Source organism: Tsukamurella ocularis, from assembly GCF_024807615.1.
In the GTDB taxonomy this organism is placed as follows: Bacteria; Actinomycetota; Actinomycetes; order Mycobacteriales; family Mycobacteriaceae; genus Tsukamurella; species Tsukamurella ocularis.
Genome location: NZ_JANUCJ010000001.1, coordinates 842568 through 859831, shown reverse-complemented (window position 1 = coordinate 859831; position 17264 = coordinate 842568). Strand labels below are relative to the sequence as shown.

General features: G+C 70.7%; 17 protein-coding genes and 1 pseudogene. 13 read left to right on the top strand and 5 right to left on the bottom strand.

Translation table 11 applies throughout. From position 1 onward, the window contains the following. Positions 1 to 2 precede the first annotated feature (2 nt). Positions 3 to 797: an SDR family NAD(P)-dependent oxidoreductase gene (locus HNP44_RS04310; protein ID WP_259141294.1), complete on the bottom strand. Its 795-nt coding sequence runs from the start codon at positions 795 to 797 to the stop codon at positions 3 to 5. A 202-nt stretch (positions 798 to 999) separates the two neighbouring features. Here HNP44_RS04310 and HNP44_RS04305 point away from each other — a divergent pair, with 202 nt between their 5' ends. After that, positions 1000 to 1650 carry a TetR/AcrR family transcriptional regulator gene (locus HNP44_RS04305; protein WP_259141295.1) on the top strand — a complete coding sequence of 217 codons (651 nt, stop codon included), beginning with the start codon at positions 1000 to 1002 and terminating at the stop codon, positions 1648 to 1650. Positions 1651 to 1674: 24 nt separating this feature from the next. On the opposite strand, the gene HNP44_RS04300 is transcribed toward HNP44_RS04305, so the two are convergent. Then, positions 1675 to 2244 (bottom strand): TetR/AcrR family transcriptional regulator, encoded by a 570-nt coding sequence (locus HNP44_RS04300; protein ID WP_259141296.1) that lies wholly within the window; start codon positions 2242 to 2244, stop codon positions 1675 to 1677. A 48-nt stretch (positions 2245 to 2292) separates the two neighbouring features. Between HNP44_RS04300 and HNP44_RS04295 the strand changes: the two genes are divergently transcribed. Continuing rightward, positions 2293 to 2907: a DUF1345 domain-containing protein gene (locus HNP44_RS04295; protein ID WP_259141297.1), complete on the top strand. Its 615-nt coding sequence runs from the start codon at positions 2293 to 2295 to the stop codon at positions 2905 to 2907. 18 nt (positions 2908 to 2925) lie between these two features. Here the strand turns inward: HNP44_RS04295 and helR are convergent, their stop codons facing one another. Next, the gene (gene helR / locus HNP44_RS04290) at positions 2926 to 5106 is read right to left on the bottom strand and encodes an RNA polymerase recycling motor ATPase HelR (RefSeq protein WP_259141298.1); all 2181 of its coding nucleotides are present in this window, start codon (positions 5104 to 5106) and stop codon (positions 2926 to 2928) included. 211 nt (positions 5107 to 5317) lie between these two features. Between helR and HNP44_RS04285 the strand changes: the two genes are divergently transcribed. From HNP44_RS04285 to HNP44_RS04260, 6 genes and pseudogenes are all read left to right on the top strand, one after another. Then, positions 5318 to 5962 (top strand): ABC transporter permease, encoded by a 645-nt coding sequence (locus HNP44_RS04285; protein ID WP_259141299.1) that lies wholly within the window; start codon positions 5318 to 5320, stop codon positions 5960 to 5962. Then, a complete protein-coding gene (locus HNP44_RS04280) occupies positions 5959 to 7131 on the top strand; it encodes an ABC transporter ATP-binding protein (RefSeq protein ID WP_259141300.1) in 1173 nt (390 codons plus the stop codon). Before HNP44_RS04285 ends, HNP44_RS04280 begins: the two co-directional genes overlap by 4 nt. Further along, entirely contained in the window at positions 7128 to 7925 is a 798-nt protein-coding gene (locus tag HNP44_RS04275) for an ABC transporter permease (RefSeq protein ID WP_259141301.1), read from the top strand. Before HNP44_RS04280 ends, HNP44_RS04275 begins: the two co-directional genes overlap by 4 nt. Further along, entirely contained in the window at positions 7922 to 8908 is a 987-nt protein-coding gene (locus tag HNP44_RS04270; RefSeq protein WP_259141302.1) for a glycine betaine ABC transporter substrate-binding protein, read from the top strand. The genes HNP44_RS04275 and HNP44_RS04270 overlap by 4 nt, the downstream gene beginning before the upstream one ends. Positions 8909 to 8979: 71 nt before the next feature. After that, a pseudogene (locus tag HNP44_RS04265) lies at positions 8980 to 9477 on the top strand (cysteine dioxygenase); the annotation flags it as partial. Further along, positions 9457 to 9858, top strand: a complete 402-nt coding sequence (locus tag HNP44_RS04260) for a rhodanese-like domain-containing protein (RefSeq protein ID WP_259256841.1) — start codon at positions 9457 to 9459, stop codon at positions 9856 to 9858. The pseudogene HNP44_RS04265 and the gene HNP44_RS04260, both read left to right, overlap by 21 nt. On the opposite strand, the gene HNP44_RS04255 is transcribed toward HNP44_RS04260, so the two are convergent. Further along, positions 9855 to 11021 carry a GAF domain-containing sensor histidine kinase gene (locus HNP44_RS04255; protein WP_259141303.1) on the bottom strand — a complete coding sequence of 389 codons (1167 nt, stop codon included), beginning with the start codon at positions 11019 to 11021 and terminating at the stop codon, positions 9855 to 9857. The two genes, HNP44_RS04260 and HNP44_RS04255, sit on opposite strands and share 4 nt — an antisense overlap. Before the next feature lie 83 nt (positions 11022 to 11104). On the opposite strand from HNP44_RS04255, the gene HNP44_RS04250 reads away from it, so the two are divergent. After that, the gene (locus HNP44_RS04250) at positions 11105 to 11353 is read left to right on the top strand and encodes a hypothetical protein (protein ID WP_259141304.1); all 249 of its coding nucleotides are present in this window, start codon (positions 11105 to 11107) and stop codon (positions 11351 to 11353) included. 5 nt (positions 11354 to 11358) lie between these two features. On the opposite strand, the gene HNP44_RS04245 is transcribed toward HNP44_RS04250, so the two are convergent. Then, a complete protein-coding gene (locus HNP44_RS04245; RefSeq protein ID WP_259141305.1) occupies positions 11359 to 12006 on the bottom strand; it encodes a response regulator transcription factor in 648 nt (215 codons plus the stop codon). A 194-nt stretch (positions 12007 to 12200) separates the two neighbouring features. Between HNP44_RS04245 and HNP44_RS04240 the strand changes: the two genes are divergently transcribed. From HNP44_RS04240 to HNP44_RS04225, 4 genes are all read left to right on the top strand, one after another. Then, positions 12201 to 13145: an acyl-ACP desaturase gene (locus tag HNP44_RS04240; RefSeq protein WP_259141306.1), complete on the top strand. Its 945-nt coding sequence runs from the start codon at positions 12201 to 12203 to the stop codon at positions 13143 to 13145. Between the two features lie 23 nt (positions 13146 to 13168). Beyond that, the gene (locus tag HNP44_RS04235) at positions 13169 to 13849 is read left to right on the top strand and encodes a TIGR00266 family protein (protein WP_259141307.1); all 681 of its coding nucleotides are present in this window, start codon (positions 13169 to 13171) and stop codon (positions 13847 to 13849) included. Positions 13850 to 13971: 122 nt separating this feature from the next. Next, the gene (locus tag HNP44_RS04230) at positions 13972 to 15738 is read left to right on the top strand and encodes a BCCT family transporter (protein WP_259141309.1); all 1767 of its coding nucleotides are present in this window, start codon (positions 13972 to 13974) and stop codon (positions 15736 to 15738) included. A 10-nt stretch (positions 15739 to 15748) separates the two neighbouring features. Then, positions 15749 to 17242 carry a carboxylesterase/lipase family protein gene (locus HNP44_RS04225; RefSeq protein WP_259141310.1) on the top strand — a complete coding sequence of 498 codons (1494 nt, stop codon included), beginning with the start codon at positions 15749 to 15751 and terminating at the stop codon, positions 17240 to 17242. Positions 17243 to 17264: the final 22 nt, after the last annotated feature.

Sequence of the window (17264 nt, the reverse complement as noted above, 5' to 3'; positions counted from 1 at the left end):
CGTTACATGCCCATGCCGCCGTCGACGGGCAGTCCTGCACCGTTGACGAAGCGGGCGGCGTCGGAGGCGAGGAAGACCACGGCGTCCGCCATGTCCTGGACCTCGCCGAGGCGGCCGCTCGGCGTGAGCCCGACGACCGCCTCGACGGCCTGCTCTGGCGATCCGAACAGCCCGATCTGCGCCATGTCGACCGCCAGGCCAGTGCCCATCTCGGTGGGCACGAGGCCGGGGTAGATGCAGTTCACGCGGACCCCGTAGCCGAGCTTTCCGGCTTCCATCGCCGCAACCCGCGTCATCCGGTCGATGGCCGACTTGGTGGCCGAGTAGATGGCGATGCCGGGGAAGGCGATGGTCGCCGCGACCGAGGCGACGTTGATGATCGCACCGCCGTTGCCGGCAGCGCCGCCGGGGCGCATGGCCCGTAGCCCGTGCTTGAGGCCGAGCGCGGTGCCGAGGACGTTCACGTCCAGCTGGCGGCGCACGTCCTCGACGGAGATCTCCGTGAGCAGGCCGGTGATCTCGACGCCGGCGTTGTTGACCACCACGTCGAGCCCGCCGAGCTGCGCGACGGTGGCGTCGATCGCGGCGGCCCAGCTCTCCTCGGAGGTGACGTCGAGGTGGACCGAGCCGCTCCCGTCGCCCAGCTCCTTCGCGACGGCGACGGCGCGGTCGGCCTGCAGGTCGCCCAGCATCACCCGCGCGCCGGCGGCGGCCAGTGCGCGGGCCATGCCCTCGCCGAGCCCCTGTGCCCCGCCGGTGACCAGGACCCGCCGGCCGGTCAGATCGAATGCACTCACGACTACTCCCTTGATCGAGATGGATCGGACATCGGTGCGGCCGACTCTGTGGCGACCATCACATCGCAGAATTTAGACGACTGTCAAGAAAAATGTTGGACAATCGTCAAGGGAAATAGATGAGGGTCCTGCTCCGGCACGCGGCAGGGGGGTTATCCTGGGACGATGCCGACGAGTCGTCGGCCGGAGGAAGGAGTGCGGGGTGACCGAAGTGATCGCGCAGGCGGCCGCGCCCGCCGCCGTGGGCGCCACCAAGCACGCCACGAAAGTCGCGGCCAAGCGTGACGAGTTGGCTCGTGCGGCGCTCAGGACGCTCTCCGAGCTCGGCTACGCGCGCACCAGCCTCCGCGAGATCGCGGCGAACTCCGAGTACAGCCACGGCGTCCTGCACTACTATTTCGCGGATCGGCTCGAGCTGATCGCGCACTGCGTCCACCTCTACAAGGCCGAGTGCATCGCTTCGTACGACGATGTCCTGCGCGCCGACGACGATGCGCCCGGGCTACGGACGCGGTTTGCAGAGCGGCTGGCCGCAACGATGGAGCACGACCTCCCGACTCACAAGCTCTGGTACGACCTACGCTCGCAGGCCATGTTCGAGGCCGCGCTCACCGACGACGTGCGCGAGATCGACGGCTCGCTCGAGGCGATGATCTGGCGGGTCGTGAGCCGCTACGCCGAACTCGCAGGCGGCGCACCGCTCCTCGATGCCGCCGGCACCTACGCCGCGCTCGACGGCCCCTTCGAGCGTGCCGTCCGTCGCCGCGTCCTCGGCGACGAGACCGCCGGCGCCGTGCTCACCGAGCAGGTCTTCGCCCTGCTCGACGCTCTCGTCGTCCGCCCGACCCACTGACGACGGTCGCCGAGAACGCCGGGGTCAGCCGGCCTCGGGCGGCCCGCCGAGCGCACCGTCGGTGAAGGTGCGGAAGGCGAAGGCGAGGGTGTCGAGCGACTGCAGGGTGCCGCTCTCGTAGCCCACCAGCAGGTACAGCGCGGTGGTGGCGTACTTCTCGGCGAGCTCACGGTCGCCGATCACCTCGGTGTAGGTCTCCGCGATCACGTCGCGCCGTTCGAGGTCGACTTCGGCCTGGTGCCGCGCCACCTCCGGATCGTGCGCCGCCCACACCCGGATCGCCGCCTCGGTGGCGTGCGGCAACGTCAAGCCGACGTGGGTGAGCGACATCAGCCGGTCATAGGCGTCGGGCACCTGCCTGGCGGCCTCGATCAGGCGGTCGCTCTTGGTCTGCCGCCAGTACGTGATCAGCGCGGACGTGAACTCGGGCCAGCTCGGATACGCGTGGTAGAAGCTGCCGGTCGACGATCCGGCCTGCTCGCACACAGCGGCCAGCTTCAGCGCCGCGTGCCCCCGCTCGGCCAGTACCGCCAGCCCGGCCTCGAGGAAGCGCAGCTGCACGTAGCGTGACGGGCTCGAGCGGGCGGGGGGCATGCGGCGATCGTATCCGCCGCGCGACCGGCGTCGTGGAAAGCTGACCCCATGCGACGCTCGGTTCTGGTCCCCCTGCTCGAAACGGTGCTCACGCTGCTGGGCGTGGCGTGGCTCGCCGCGGTGCTGGTGTTCGGCAGTGCCGCGGTACCCCTGCTCATCGTGTGGAACGTGGCGGCCGTCGCCTACGTGGTAGCGGGCTGGTTCCTGCTGCGCCGCCGGATCCCTGCCGGCGAAGACGATCCGGATCTGATGGCGGCGCCGCGCTGGCAGACCACTCTGTTCGCGGCGGTGGTCAGCGGCTCCGGCCTGGTGGGCGGCCTGCTCATGATCGCCACCCGCGGTGACGAGCCGGATCCCGCGCTCCAGCCCGTCGCCGCGGCCACGGTCCTCCTCTCCTGGTTGCTCCTGCACACGGCATTCGCCCAGATCTACGCCCGCGACTACTTCTCCGCGGGCGGCCTGCAGTTCCCGGACTGCGAGCGCCCCCAGCTCACCGAGTTCGTCTACTTCTCCATCACCATCGGCACGTCCTTCGCGGTCTCGGACGTCACCGTCACCCGACGTTCCACGCGCCGGCTGGTGATCGTGCACAGCGTGCTCAGCTTCTTCTTCAATGCGGCCGTCGTGGCGATCGCACTGGACTGGATCAAGAGCGGGGGCTGAGCCGGCCTCGCACCGGCGTCAGGACGCGCCGACCGGGCTCTCTAGCTCGGACAGGCAGGCAGGCAAGGGCGCCCGGTGCAGCAGGCCGAGCCGCTGCGTCGCGCGGGTGAGCGCCACGTACAGCTCCGCCGCGCCCCGCTCGCCGTCGGCGAGGATGGCCTCGGGGTCCACCACCAGCACCGCGTCGAACTCGAGCCCCTTCGTCTCCGACGGCGGGACCGCGCCCGGCGTACCGTCGGGCCCGATGACGACGGACGTGCCCTCTCTGCTGGCCTCGTCGCGGACGAACTCCTCGATCGCGCCGGCGAGACCGTCGTCGGTCACCCGGCGCGCCCACGGCCGGACCCCGGAGGCGCGCACCGATTCCGGCGGCACGGTGCCGGGCGCGAACTCGGCGAGCACGTCCGCTGCCACCGCCATGATCTCCGACGGGGTGCGGTAGTTCACCGTGAGCGCGGTGTACGCCCAGCGGCCCGCGACGTACGGGTCGAGCATCTCGGCCCACGACTGCGCGCCAGCGGGAGCGCTGCGCTGTGTGAGGTCGCCGACCACGGTGAACGAGCGGGACGGGCAGCGCCGCATGAGCACCCGCCAGTCCATGGCGGAGAGCTCTTGCGCCTCGTCGACCACCACGTGCCGGTACACCCAGGTCCGGTCCGTGGCGGCGCGTTCCACCAGGTCGCGGGTGTCGCGCTCCTCGAACCTGCTGGCCAGGTCATCCGCGTAGAGCAGGTCGGTGGCGAAGAGGTGGTCTTCGTCGTCCATCGAATCCTGCCGGGAGACCAGCGAATCCAGCACGCCCTCCGCGAACTCCGCCTGTTCGCGCGCGGCCTGCACCGCGGATCCGTCCGGAACCTCGTGCGGGCCCAGCAGTTCCGCGAGCTCGTCTAGCAACGGTACGTCGGAGACGGTCCAGGCGGCACCGTCGGACCGCAGCAGCGACGGGTCTGCACCGGCTGCGGCCAGCCGCTCGGGCGAGCTCAGCAGGTCCGCGAGCAGGGCCTCGGGGGAGAGCACGGGCCACAGCTGATCGACGGTGCGCCGGAACGTCCCGTCCACCGCGAGGTCGGCGAGCATGCTGTGACGCATCTCCTCCCAGGCCCGCGTGTCCTCCCGGCGGAGCCACTGCTTCCCGATCCGGCCCAGAGCCCGCTCGGTGATCGCCCAGGTCAGCACGTCGAGGAAGGCGGCGCGCGCCTGGTTGTGCGGCTGCCCACTCATCCGCGCCTCGTCCCGGGCCCAGCCCACCACGTCGGCTTCGATCCGCACCGTGGCGTCGCCGAGCCCGATGGAGACGGGCGTCTCCGGCAGGGTGGAGAAGTCCGCGACCGCGGCGGCGAGCACGTCGGCCATCGCGGCCGCGCCCTTGATCCGTGCCACCGTCGGCTCGTCCTCCCTGCGAGCAGTGACGCCCGGGTGAAGCGTCGCCGGTGTCGCGAAGACCACGTCGGACTCGCCGAGTGAGGGCAGCACCCGCCCGATGTGCTGGAGGAAGGAGGTGTTCGGGCCCACCACGAGCACGCCGTGTCGCTCGAACCGCGCTCGCTGCGTGTAGAGCAGGTACGCCACCCGGTGCAGCGCCACCACCGTCTTGCCGGTGCCGGGGCCACCCTCGATCACGGTGACGCCCGGATTGTCCGACCGGATGATCCGGTCCTGATCGGCCTGAATCGTCGCGACGATGTCGCGCATCCCCTCGCCGCGCGGCGCGTTCACCGCGGCCAGCAGCGCCGCGTCGCCGCGGGCGTCGGCACCCGGGCGGCCCAGCATCTCGTCGGTGAAGGCGGTCAGCTCTCGGCCGTCGCTGAGGAATTGCCGCCGCCGGTGCACGTCCTCCGGGTGCGCGCCCGTGGCCGTGTAGAAGGGCCGGGACGCCGGGGCCCGCCAGTCCAGGAGCAATTCCCGGTCCCCGTCCTCGTCGTCGAACAGGCCGAGCCTCCCGACGTACCGGCTCCCGACGGTGCCGTCGGGCTCCCCGTCGAGCCGGCCGAAGGCCAGCCCCTCCTCGGCGACACTCAGCCGCCGCATCTCCCGCGCGGAGGTCATCACGTCGCCCTCCCGGTCCACCGCCCGGCCCTCGTGGTCGCGCAGGGCGTCCGTGTATCGTCGGCGCGCCCTGTCCCGTTCTGCGTCTAATCGCGCGTACAACCCCGCCACGTACTCGCGCTCCGATGTCAGCTCGTTCTCGTACTCAGACATGCACCCTCACTTCGCTACGAAATCGATCCGGCCAGCGAGTATGCGCCAAGGACGGGGCCTTGCGGCAAGGCCCGGGGTGCGTTATAAGTTAGAAGGGGAGAGAGTTCGCGGTGTCCCATGCCCACTCCCGTTCGCCCTGTCCAGCCCTCGGATTCCGCCCACATTGACGCGAACTGCGCGCGAAACCGGCTTCGTCTGTAGGTTCGGACGAGTGGACCTCCGAAGATTCCTCGACGGTCGTGGGGGTCAGCTCGGCTTCCTCACGTACCAACACGCCTCGCTGGTGATCCAGTGCGTGGTGCTCGGGGCGGTGATCGCCCTGGCGATCGCGGCCCTGGTGTACCGCTCGCGCGCGGGGGCCGCGTTCGCCACCGCAGTCGCCTCCGTCGGTATGACGGTGCCGTCCCTCGCGCTGTTGGCGTTGCTGCTCATCGTGTTCGGGCTGGGCGTCACGCCGTCGGTCACGATGCTCGCCTTCTACGCCACGCTGCCGATCCTGACCAGCGCGATCGTCGGGCTGCAGGCGGTGCCGCCGGCGCTGGTCGAGGCGGCCCGTGGCCTGGGCATGCCCCGATGGCGGGTGCTGGCCACCGTCGAACTGCCGAACGCGTGGCCCGTGATCCTCACCGGGATCCGCGTCAGCACGCAGCTCGTGGTCGGCGTCGCGACCGTGGTCGCCTATGTGCTCGGCCCGGGCCTCGGCTCCCTGATCTTCTCCGGCCTCGCCCGCCTCGGCGGCGCCGGCGCACTCGAATCCGCGTTGGTGGGTACCGTTCTCGTGGTGGCCGTCGCGCTCGTACTCGACGGTCTGCTGGTGCTCCTGGGCCGCTTCACCGTCTCGAAGGGACTGCGATGAGTCAAACCACGGGCGTTGCCATCGAGCTGGAGAAGGTGATCAAGCGCTACCGCGGTCAGGAGAAGCCGGCGGTCAAGGAGCTGTCCATCGCCATCGAGGCGGGCGAGACGGTCGCGATCGTCGGGCCCTCTGGCTGTGGCAAGACCACTACGCTGAAGATGATCAACCGGCTGATCGAGCCCACCTCGGGCCGGGTGCTGATCGGTGGGACAGACGTCACCAAGGCGGACGCCGACGGCCTGCGGCAGGGAATCGGCTACGTGGTTCAGGCCGGTGGCCTGTTCCCGCATTGGACCGTGGAGAAGAACATCGGTGCGGTGCCGGGCCTGCTCGGCTGGGACAAGGCTCGCACCCGCGCCCGGGTCACCGAGCTGCTGGAACTGGTCGGGCTGGATCCGGACGTCTTCCGCGGCCGGTTCCCGAAGGAGATGTCCGGCGGGCAGCAGCAGCGCGTCGGCGTCGCCCGCGCGCTGGCCGCCGATCCGCCGGTCCTGCTGATGGATGAGCCTTTCGGTGCCGTCGACCCCATCACCCGCGTGCGCCTGCAGGACCAGCTCCTGGCGATCCAGGAGGAGCTGCACAAGACGATCGTCATCGTCACGCACGACGTCGACGAGGCGATCAAGCTCGGCGACCGGGTGCTGATCCTCTCCGAGGGCGGCCAGGTCGAGCAGTTCGGCACGCCCGAGGAGATCCTGACCGCGCCGACCAACGCCTTCGTGGAGGAGTTCGTCGGCTCGGGCGCCACCCTCAAGCATCTCTCGCTCAGCTCCGTCGGCGAGATCCCCAGCGCCCCCGTCGTGCTCGCGCGTCCCGGCGACCCGTCGGAGGAGGTCGCCGCGCGGGCCAAGGAGGCGAAGCTCAGCTGGGTCGTCGTGGTCGACGAGGACGACCGTCCGCGCGCCTGGCCTTCGGTGACCGAGGTGTTGAGCAAGCCCGTCGTCTCGACCTATGTCGACCAACGGCTGCCCGTCGCCGAGCGCACCGCGACCCTTGCTGACGCGCTCGACGTGATGCTGGCAGCCAGTCAGGGCGGCGTCCTGGTCACTCAGCGCGGCAGGGTGGTCGGCGCGCTCACCATTGAGCAGGTCGCGCAACGTATCCGGGAGCGGCAGGCCATCGCCAACCCGGAACAGGCCGCGGACACCTACCGGGCGGCGCCGTCATGACCGCCGCTGCCAGGGCGCCCAAGACGGCGCGCGTCGGCCCTACGCCGCGGTTCGCGGGCGGTGTGCCGATCGACCTGATCCTCGAACCGCTGCTCGTGGTGGTCGGCTTCGTCGGCTACCTGATCTGGCATGCGAGCCAGGACTTCTCGGAGACCGAGGCGGTGCAGCTGCAGTGGTCCGCGCTGGGCGATTCGGTATGGCAGCACATCCAGCTCACCGTGGTCTCCGCCGTACTCGTGGTGGTCATCGCCATCCCGCTGGGGATCCTGGCGACGCGCAAGCGGTTCGCGCGCATCGCACCGGTGATCGTGGCCCTCGCCAACGTCGGCCAGGCCGCCCCCGTGCTGGGCATGGTCGTGCTGTTCGCCATGTGGTTCGGCACCGGCTTCAGCACCGCCGTCGCCGCGCTGGTCGTCTACGCGGTGCTGCCGATCTTGCAGAACACCGTCACCGGCCTGCGTCAGGTGGACGACCGTGTCATCGAAGCCGCGCGTGGCCAGGGCTTCTCGGCCTTCCAAGCCCTGATCCGAGTGGAGCTGCCTCTCTCGGTGCCGGTGATCCTGCACGGCGTGCGCACGGCTCTCGTCATCCTCGTCGGCACCGCCACCCTGGGCACCTTCATCGGCGCCGGCGGGCTGGGAGTGCTCATCACGACCGGCGTCACGCTCTACTTGCCGGCCCTTCTCTTCTCGGGTGCCCTGCTGGTCGCGCTCCTCGCCCTCGCCATCGACTGGCTGGCGCGGCTCGCCGAGTACCTGCTGGCACCGCGCGGCCTGCGTGGGGTGAGCGCGTGACGGCGCGCGGGACCGGACGGGTGCGCGTGCGGCGTGCGCTGCTGCCCGTGGTGGCGGCCCTGTCGCTCGTGCTCGCCGGGTGCGGGCTGGAGAGCTCGTCGGGCCACTTCGTGCACGCCGAGCCTGCGGACGGCCAGACTCCGCTGGCGGGCGCGAAGATCTCGGTGACCTCGAAGTCCTTCTCCGAGGGCATCCTGCTCGGCAAGATCAGCACGACGATCCTGCAGGCCGCGGGCGCTGAGATCACCGACCTCACCAATGCGCCGGGGTCCATGTCCTCCCGGCAGGCGATGGTGAGCGGCGCGGCCGACGTGTCGTGGGAGTACACCGGCACCATCTGGGTCAGCTATCTCGGGCAGACCGAGACCATCAGTGATTCCACCGCGCTGTGGACCCGCGTCCGCGACGCCGAGCGGGCCAACGGGATCGAGGTTCTCACCCCGGCCCCGTTCAACAACACCTACGCCTTCGCGGTGACCCCGGCGCAGAAGGCGCAGCTGAAGCTGAACACCCTGAGCGAGTTGTTCCGGCTGCCGCCCGCGCAGCGCTCCCTCTGCGTGGACCCCGAGTTCCAGTCGCGCCCCGACGGACTGGGGCGGTTGTTGGACAAGTACGAGGTGCCGCTCGGCAGCGGTACCCCGGCGAACCCCATCACCACGATGGACGCGGGCGTGATCTACTCCTCGATCTCCGGCGGCACCTGCCTCGCGGGCGACGTCTACGCCACCGACGGCCGCATCCGCAAGCTCGGCCTGCAGCTGCTGGAGGACGACCGGAAGTTCTTCCTGCCCTACGACGGCGTGCCGGAGGTCCGCACGGACGCGCTGGCGAAGTACCCCGCCATCAAGGACGTGCTCGCCAAGGTCAGCCGCCTGCTCACCAACGAGACGATGCAGGAGCTCAACGGGCAGATCGACATTGAGGGCCGCGATCCGGCCGACGTGGCGGCCACCTGGCTCAAGAAGGTGGGGCTCGTCCGCTGAGTGCCCGCGGCTTTCGGTCGCGGTGAGCGGAAGGGTTCACCGGGGAGGTGCCCCGTCCGACACTGATCCACATGACCGATATCGCACCGGACCTGCTGGCGCTCACCGCGACCGAGGCCGCGAAGGTGTGTGCGGGCGGGTACGACCGCGTGATCCCCACCGACTGGCCTGCGGGGGAGCGGTGGTCGACCCGCCTCTGGGGCGACGACGACGTGGACGTCTGGCTCATCAGCTGGGTGCCCGAGCGATCGACGGAGCTGCACGACCACGCCGGGTCATTGGGCGCGCTCACCGTGGTCTCGGGCGCGCTCGCGGAGCGAAGCTGGGACGGGGAGGCGTTGCGGGAGCGGCGGATCGACGCCGGAGGGCAGGCGTCTTTCGACCGCGGCTGGGTGCACGACGTGACCCGGCACGCCGACGCCCACGATGCGGCGACGGGCGAGGCGGCCACGCCCACCCTCTCGGTGCACGCCTACTCCCCGCCGCTCACCGCGATGTCGTACTACGAGGTGACGCCGGTCGGTAGGCTGCGCCGCGTGCGCAGCGAACTGACCGACGAACCCGAGGGCCCCACCGGCGGTCGTGGCGTCGACGGGCTCCTGGCCGGCGCGCGGGACCGCATCGACCGGGTCGAGGCCGCCGACCTGCGCGCCGAACTGGACGCCGGCGCCGTCCTGGTCGACACCCGTCCCGCAGCGCAGCGCGCTGTCGAGGGAGACGTCGACGGCGCCCTCGTGATCGAGCGGAACGTGCTCGAGTGGCGTCTCGACCCGACATCCGACGCGAGGATCCCCGAGGCCACTGGCTGGGACGTGCGGTGGATCGTGCTGTGCTCGGAGGGCTACGCCAGCTCCCTGGCGGCCGCCGCCCTGCGCGACATCGGGCTGCACCGGGCCACGGACCTGGCGGGTGGGTACAAGGCGCTGACCGCGGTGCCCGCCGCAGGTTAGGAGTGCCGCGGCACGGACCACCGCACCACGGTGCCGGGCTGCTCCGCGGTCGAGTCCGCCGGCAGTAGTTCGAGAGTGCCGCCCCGCAGCTCCGCGCGGGTGGCGAGGTTCCGCAGTCCGCTGCGCCGGCCTCCGTCGGGGATGCCCGCCCCGTCGTCGGCGACCTCGACCGTGACCGTGTCGCCGCTCGCGATCACCGTGACGCTCACGCGGTCGCCGCCCGAATGACGCACCGCGTTGGAGACGCTCTCCGTCACGACGGCCTCCAGGTCGCGGACGAGACCGTTGTCGGCGACTGCGCTTTCCACCGGGCCCGAGAAGCCGACGTCGACGGACGTCTCGCCCCCGCGCGCCACCGCGCGGACCGCACGGACCAGGCGGCTCCGGAGCCCGCTCCCGTCCGTCGACAGCTCGAAGATGGTGGAGCGGATGTCGGCGATCGTGCGGTCGAGTTCCCCGATCACCGCGTCGAGCCGTTCGCGGACCGGCTCGTCCGCCGCGGTGGAGCGTGCCACCTGCAGCCCGAGGCCGGCGGCGAAGATCCGCTGGATCACGTGGTCGTGCAGGTCCCGTCCGATCCGCTCGCGTTCCTCGATGACCTGCAGCTCGCCGAGGCGCTGCTGCTGCAGGAGCGCCTCCGCGTGCATCTGGGCGTTGTCGATCGCGATGGCAGTGGCGGCGGCGAAGATCTCGATCGCCTTCGCGTCGCTCGCCGTGAACGGCCGGCCGTCGGCCTTCTCCGCCAGGTAGATGCACCCGAACAGGTTCCCGCCGACGATGATCGGCGCTCCCAGGAAGCTGTGCATCGGGGGATGGTTCGGCGGGAAGCCGACCGACGACGGGTGCTCGGAGAGCTCCGCGATCCGGACGGGCTGCTGCACTTCGAGGAGGTACCCGAGCAGGCCGCGGCCGCACGGCGGCTCGCCGATCAGGGCCGCGGTCTCCGCGTCCACGCCGACGTAGATGAACTCCTGCAGGGAGCCGTCGTCGTTGCTCACGCCCACGGCGCCGTACCGCGCGTCGACCAGCGCCATCGCCGAGGTGACGATGCGGCGGACCGTCGCGGGGAGGTCGAGCCCCTGGGCCACGACCATCACTGCGCTGAGGATGTCCTGCAGGTCGGCGTCCGGCCGCGGTGCGCCGTCGCCGTGCGTGGCGGTCACCGGACCGAGCCCTGCGGAAGGGGGATCACCGTCGGGACGGACGTCCCTGGTGCGTCCTGCCGCCCGCCGCCACGCTGGGCGGCATGAACGGAATCGACATCGACCCGCTGGACCGGTCCGACGTGCGCGCCCTCGTCGTGGACCTCGCGGAGGCTGCCTACACCGGCCGCCTCGCCCGTTGGAACGAGGTGCGCACGACCGCCGCCGTCGACGACCTCGACTGGGAGTACCTCGTGTGCCGACTTCTCGGTCGGTTGCTCGCGGAACGCGCGGTGCAGCGCGGCACCCCCGCGGTCGACGCGTGGCGGCAGGCCCGCGCCGCGCTCGCTTGAGCCGGTCATCGGCGGGCTCCGCCGGCGTCGCGCCACTGCGCCGCGCGCAGCGCCGCCTGCACTCGGTTCTCCACCCCGAGCTTGGCCAGGATTCCGGTGACGTGATTGCGGACGGTCTTCTCCGCCAGGAACATCCGCTCGGCGATTTGCTTGTTCGTCAGCCCCTCGGCGAGCAGCTCGAGCACCGCCTCCTCCTGTCCGGTCAGGCCGGACGGGGCCGGGGGTGCGGTCTGATCCCGACGGATCCGCTGCAGGACCCGGGCGGTGCTCGCCGAGTCGAGGAGGGAGCCGCCGGCCGCGACGGTGCGGATCGCCGAGACCAGTTCCGTCCCCCGGATCTGCTTGAGGACGTAGCCCTGCGCGCCCGCGGTGATCGCTTCGAGCAGGGCCTCGTCGTCCGAGTAGGACGTGAGCACCAGGCAGGGCAGGTCCGGCAGCTGGTCGCGGAGCGTGCGGACGAGGTCGATACCGGACCCGTCGGGCAGGCGCACGTCGACCACAGCGACGTCCGGGCGCACGGCCGGGATGCGCGCGAGGGCCTCGCGGACCGTCGACGCCTCGCCCACCACGGCGTGGCTGCCGTCCGAGGCGAGGAGGTCGGCCAGGCCGCGCCGGACGATCTCGTGGTCGTCGACGAGGAATACCGAGGGCATGTCCTCAGCGTAGGCCTGCCCGGGGCGTGGGGCGTCCTCTGCGGACCGTCGGCGACGAGGTCGGGACATACGTCCCGGACCCACCGGTACGCAGGTCCCCACCTGCAGTGACGCACCGCCGGGTCGGGATGCAGGACGCTGTCGAGGACCATCGCCACTGCCGGTGTCGCTCGCGCGGGATCAGGCTGGGAACCATGAGTGATCTGACCGACCTGGAACTGCTGTACGAGCTCTCGGAGACCGCCGAGCGGGAGGTCGACCGGCACCTGCGGCAGGCGGTCGACTGGCACCCGCACGACTACGTGCCGTGGAGCCGAGGCCGCGACTTCGCCGCGCTCGGCGGAGAGGACTTCCGGGAGGGCGACTCCGCGCTGTCGCCCGTCGCCCGGGCGTCGCTGGTGATGAACCTGCTCACCGAGGACAACCTTCCGAGCTACCACCGCGAGATCGCCGAGAACTTCACGCTCGACGGGGCCTGGGGCTACTGGGTGCACCGGTGGACGGCGGAGGAGGCGCGGCACTCGATCGTGCTGCGCGACTACCTCACTGTGACCCGCGGGGTGGACCCCGTCGAACTCGAGGGCCTGCGGATGACGCAGATGCAGCACGGCTTCGCCCCGGGGATGAACTCGATGCTGCTGTCGGTGAGCTACGTGACCTTCCAGGAGCTCGCGACGCGAATCAGCCATCGCAACACCGCCGCAGTCTGCGACGACCCCGTCGCCGACCGGATGCTCGCGCGGGTCGCCGCCGACGAGAACCTGCACATGCTCTTCTACCGCAACATCCTCGGCGCCGCGATCGAGGTCGCGCCGGCGCAGGCGCTGGCCGCGATCCACGCCGTGCTCACCAACTTCCAGATGCCCGGTGCCGCGCTCCCGCACTTCCGCCGCGACGCCGTCCTCATGGCCAAGAGCGGCATCTACGACCTGCGTCAGCATCGCGACGCCGTGGTCGTGCCTGTGCTGCGCCATTGGGGGCTCCTCGAGCGCACCGACCTCACTGGCGAGGCTGGGCGGCTGCGCGACCAGATCGGCGACTTCGTCGACGAGCTGGACGTCCGGGCGCGGAAGTTCGAGGCCGCCCGCGATCGTGCGCTCGAGCGAGACGCCCGCCGTCGGGAGCGCGTCGCGGGGTGACCGGATTCGGCTAGATTGGCGGCATGCAGGTACAGCTCCGTCACAATCCGTCGTTCTCCATGGCCCGCTGCCAGCTCGCGCCCAACGAGCCGATGACCGTGGAGTCCGGCGCCATGGTGGCGCACTCCGCCGGGATGAACCTGCAGTCGCAGGCGCAGGGCGGCATCATGCAGGGCCTCAAGCGCAGTCTGCTCTCGGGCGAGTCGTTCTTCGTCTCCACGTTCACCGCGCCGCCGCAGGGCGGCTGGGTCGACATCGCCGGCACGCTGCCCGGGGACATCGCCGTACTGCAGATCCAGCCCGACCGGCCCTACTACGTGACCCGTGGCGGCTGGCTCGCAAGCTCCCACAGCGTGCAGACCACGACCCAGTTCGGCGGCGCCAAGACTTTCTTCGGCGGCGAGGGCGCGTTCGGCCTCCAGGCCGCGGGCCAGGGCGAGGTGCTCGTCGCCTGCTACGGCGCCATCGACGTGATCGACCTGCGCCCCGGCGAGCAGGTGGTGATCGACACCGGGCACGTGGTGGCGTACGACCTGAACATGCAGTTCACCATGCGGCGCGCCGTGCAGGGGAAGTGGATCCAGTCGATGAAGTCCGGCGAGGGAATGGTCTTCGAGTTCGTCGGTCCGGGACGGGTGCTGCTGCAGACCCGCAATCCGCGCGGCCTCGAGGGTTGGGTGCGTTCGGTGGTCCCGTCCGCCTGAGTGGCGGATCCATCATTCGCGCGCGAACGCCCAGGTCGCGCAGTCTAGTTCGCTCCGGTGAGCCACGGAGAGGTTCGCCGGAGATTTGACCTGCGCCATGTCCACTGTGATCTAGTGGGATCATGGCTACTGTAACTAACAAGACAGGAGACCATCGCCGGACGACCGACTGGGTCGTTTTCGGTGTGACGGCCGCCGCGGTCCTGGCGTTCGTCCTCTGGGGTTTCCTGGATTCGGACGGGTTGAAGCAGACGACCTCCGATGTCCTCAATTGGATCATCACTGATTTGGGTTGGCTGTTCCTGATTTCGGCCAGCTTCTTCGTCCTGTTCGCCGCCTTCCTGGCCTTCTCCCGATTCGGTCGCATCCCGCTGGGCCGCGACGGCGAGAGTCCCGAGTTCAAGACCGTGTCGTGGATCGCGATGATGTTCAGCGCGGGCATGGGTATCGGCCTGATGTTCTTCGGCGCGGCTGAGCCCATCTACCACTTCGTCGGCGCGCCACCCGGCATGAACGGCCACGACGTGGCGGTCGCGATGGCGACCACGATGTTCCACTGGGGATTTCACCCGTGGGCCATCTACGCGGTGGTCGGCCTGGCAATCGCGTACAGCACCTACCGGTGCGGGCGCAGCCAGCTGATCAGCTCGGTCTTCGCACCCATCTTCAACCGCACGGGCGGGCACGGCGTCGGCGGCCGGATCATCGACATCCTCGCCATCTTCGCCACTCTCTTCGGCACCACCGCCTCGCTGGGCCTGGGCGCCGCGCAGGTGGGCGCCGGCCTCGAGCGTCTGGGCTGGGCCGAGGACGGTTCCAGCAAGCTGCTGCTCGTCGCCATCATCGCCATCCTGACGCTCGCGTTCGTCGCCTCCGCGGTCTCGGGCGTCGCCAAGGGCATCCAGTGGCTGTCGAACACCAACATGGTGCTCGCCCTGGTGCTCGCGGTCTTCGTCTTCGTGGTGGGCCCCACTGTGTTCATCCTGAACCTGCTGCCGACGTCGATGGGCGCCTACGCGGCCGACTTCATGGACATGTCGGCCCGGTCCGCGGCGAACGAGCCGGAGGCCGGCAAGTGGCTGGCCTCGTGGACCATCTTCTACTGGGCCTGGTGGGTCAGCTGGACACCGTTCGTGGGCCTGTTCCTCGCGAAGATCTCCCGGGGCCGCACCATTCGTGAGTTCGTGATCGGTGTCATGGCCGTGCCCACCCTCGTCTCGCTGGTCTGGTTCGCCGTCTTCGGCGGTACCGCGATCAACCAGGAGCAGGCGGGCCTCGGCATCAGCAAGGCCGAGAACGAGGAGGTCATGCTCTTCGACGTCCTCGGCAACCTGCCGTGGCCCACCATCACCGCCTTCCTGGTGGTGCTCCTGGTCGGGATCTTCTTCGTCTCCGGCGCCGACTCCGCGTCCATCGTCATGGGCACGCTGTCGCAGCGAGGGGCCGAGGAGCCGAACCGGATGATCACGATCTTCTGGGGCGTGCTCACCGGTACCGTTGCGGCGCTACTGCTCTGGGTCAGCGGCGATGATGCACTGACCGGCATCAAACAGATGGCGATCATCGCGGCGGCGCCCTTCCTTGTGGTGATGGTCGGGATGTGCGTCGGCTTGATGATGGACCTCTGGCACGATCCGCTGATCGTGGCCGAGCGGGCGCACCGCGACGAACTGGGCGAGCGGATGCGCTGGCACGCAAACACGCTCGCGGTGACCGACGACAGCACCGACGTGCTGCCCTCGGACGACCTGCCGGTCTACTCCGACGGTGAGGTGCCCGAGGACCTCTACCACCCGCCGCACACCGGCGAGCTGGTGACCGTCGAGGTCTACGACGCCGATCACTCCGGGCCGATCGAAATCGATCCGAAGGACGACGCCTCCCGGTAGACAGGGAGGCATGACCTCCTCCGTCACCGCCGAGACCCGTTCCGGCCGCGTTCGCGGCACCGTCGAGCAGGGTGTTGCCCGCTTCCTGGGACTGCCCTACGCCGCCCCGCTCGACGGTGCCGGCTGGCTCCTGCCCGCCGCGCCGCCCGTGTCGTGGGAGGGCGAGCGGGACGCCTCCGCCTACGGCCCGACGGTGCCCAAGCCGGGCTACCAGGGGCCCGTCGCCGAGATCCTCACGGCCGAGCCGGACTTTCCGGGCGCAGAGTGCCTCAACCTCAACGTGTGGGCACCCGAGGGCGCCGTCGGGTCGCCGGTGTTCGTGTGGATCCACGGCGGCGCCTTCCGCAACGGCAGCGGCCGTAGTGGCTACTACGACGGTGCGGCCTTCGCCCGTGACGGTGTCGTGTGCGTGACCATCAACTACCGGTTGGGCGCCCTCGGCTTCCTCGACACCGGTGACGAGCACAGCAACCTGGGACTGCGCGACCAGATCATGGCGCTGGAATGGGTGCGTGACAACATCGCCAGCTTCGGCGGCGACCCGGCGCGGGTCACTGTCGCGGGTGAGTCCGCCGGCGGCATGAGCGTCGGCTCGCTGCTCGGATCGCCGCTTGCCCAGGGCCTGTTCGCGCAGGCCGTGCTGCAGAGTGGCGCCGGCCACCACGCGATCACCCGCGAGACCGCGCAGAAGGTCACGCGGGCCCTCGCCGAGCGCCTCGGCGTGGCCCCCACCCGCGCGGGCCTCGCGACGGTCGACCCCGCCGTCCTCGTCGACGCCACCACCGCACTCGACGCGGAGATCCAGGCGACCCCGGATCCCGCCGCATGGGGCGAACTCTCGCGGAACGTGATGATCTTCGAGCCGGTGATCGACGGCGCCGTGCTGCCGCAGCTGCCGATCGACGCGATCCGCGCCGGCTCCGGGGCCGGCGTGCGGGTCCTGGTGGGCGCCAACGCCGACGAGGCCCGCTTCTTCATCGTGCCCGGTGGCCTCGTCGACCTGCTTCCCGAGGAGGCGCTCGCGCCCACGGCCGCGAAGTACGGCCTCCCAGACCCGGCCGCCGCGGTCGCCGCGTACGGCGCGGCCGAGCCGGCCGCGTCGCCCGGGGACCTGTTCTGCCGCATCATGGCCGACTGGTTCTTCGGCATCCCCGCCGTGCGTATCGCCGAGGCCCGCGCGGAGGCGCCCGCCGAGACCTTCTTCTATCGCTTCGACGAGCCTTCGACGGCGCTCGGCGGCCGCCTCGGCGCCTGCCACGCCGTCGAGCTGGCTTTCACCTTCGACAACCTGCACGCCGACGGGGTGACCAACCTGACCGGGCCGAATCCCTCGCAGGCCGTCGCCGACGAGACCCACGGCGCCTGGGTGCGGTTCACCCGCGGTGAGGACCCGGGCTGGGCGCCCTACCTCCCCGCCCGCACCGTGCGGGTGTTCGGCGGGGAGGGCGGCACCGTGGTCGATCCTGCTCCGGAGCTCCGCGCCCTGTGGGACGGAGTGCGTTAGCGCGGAACGGCCGGTGCGCCGG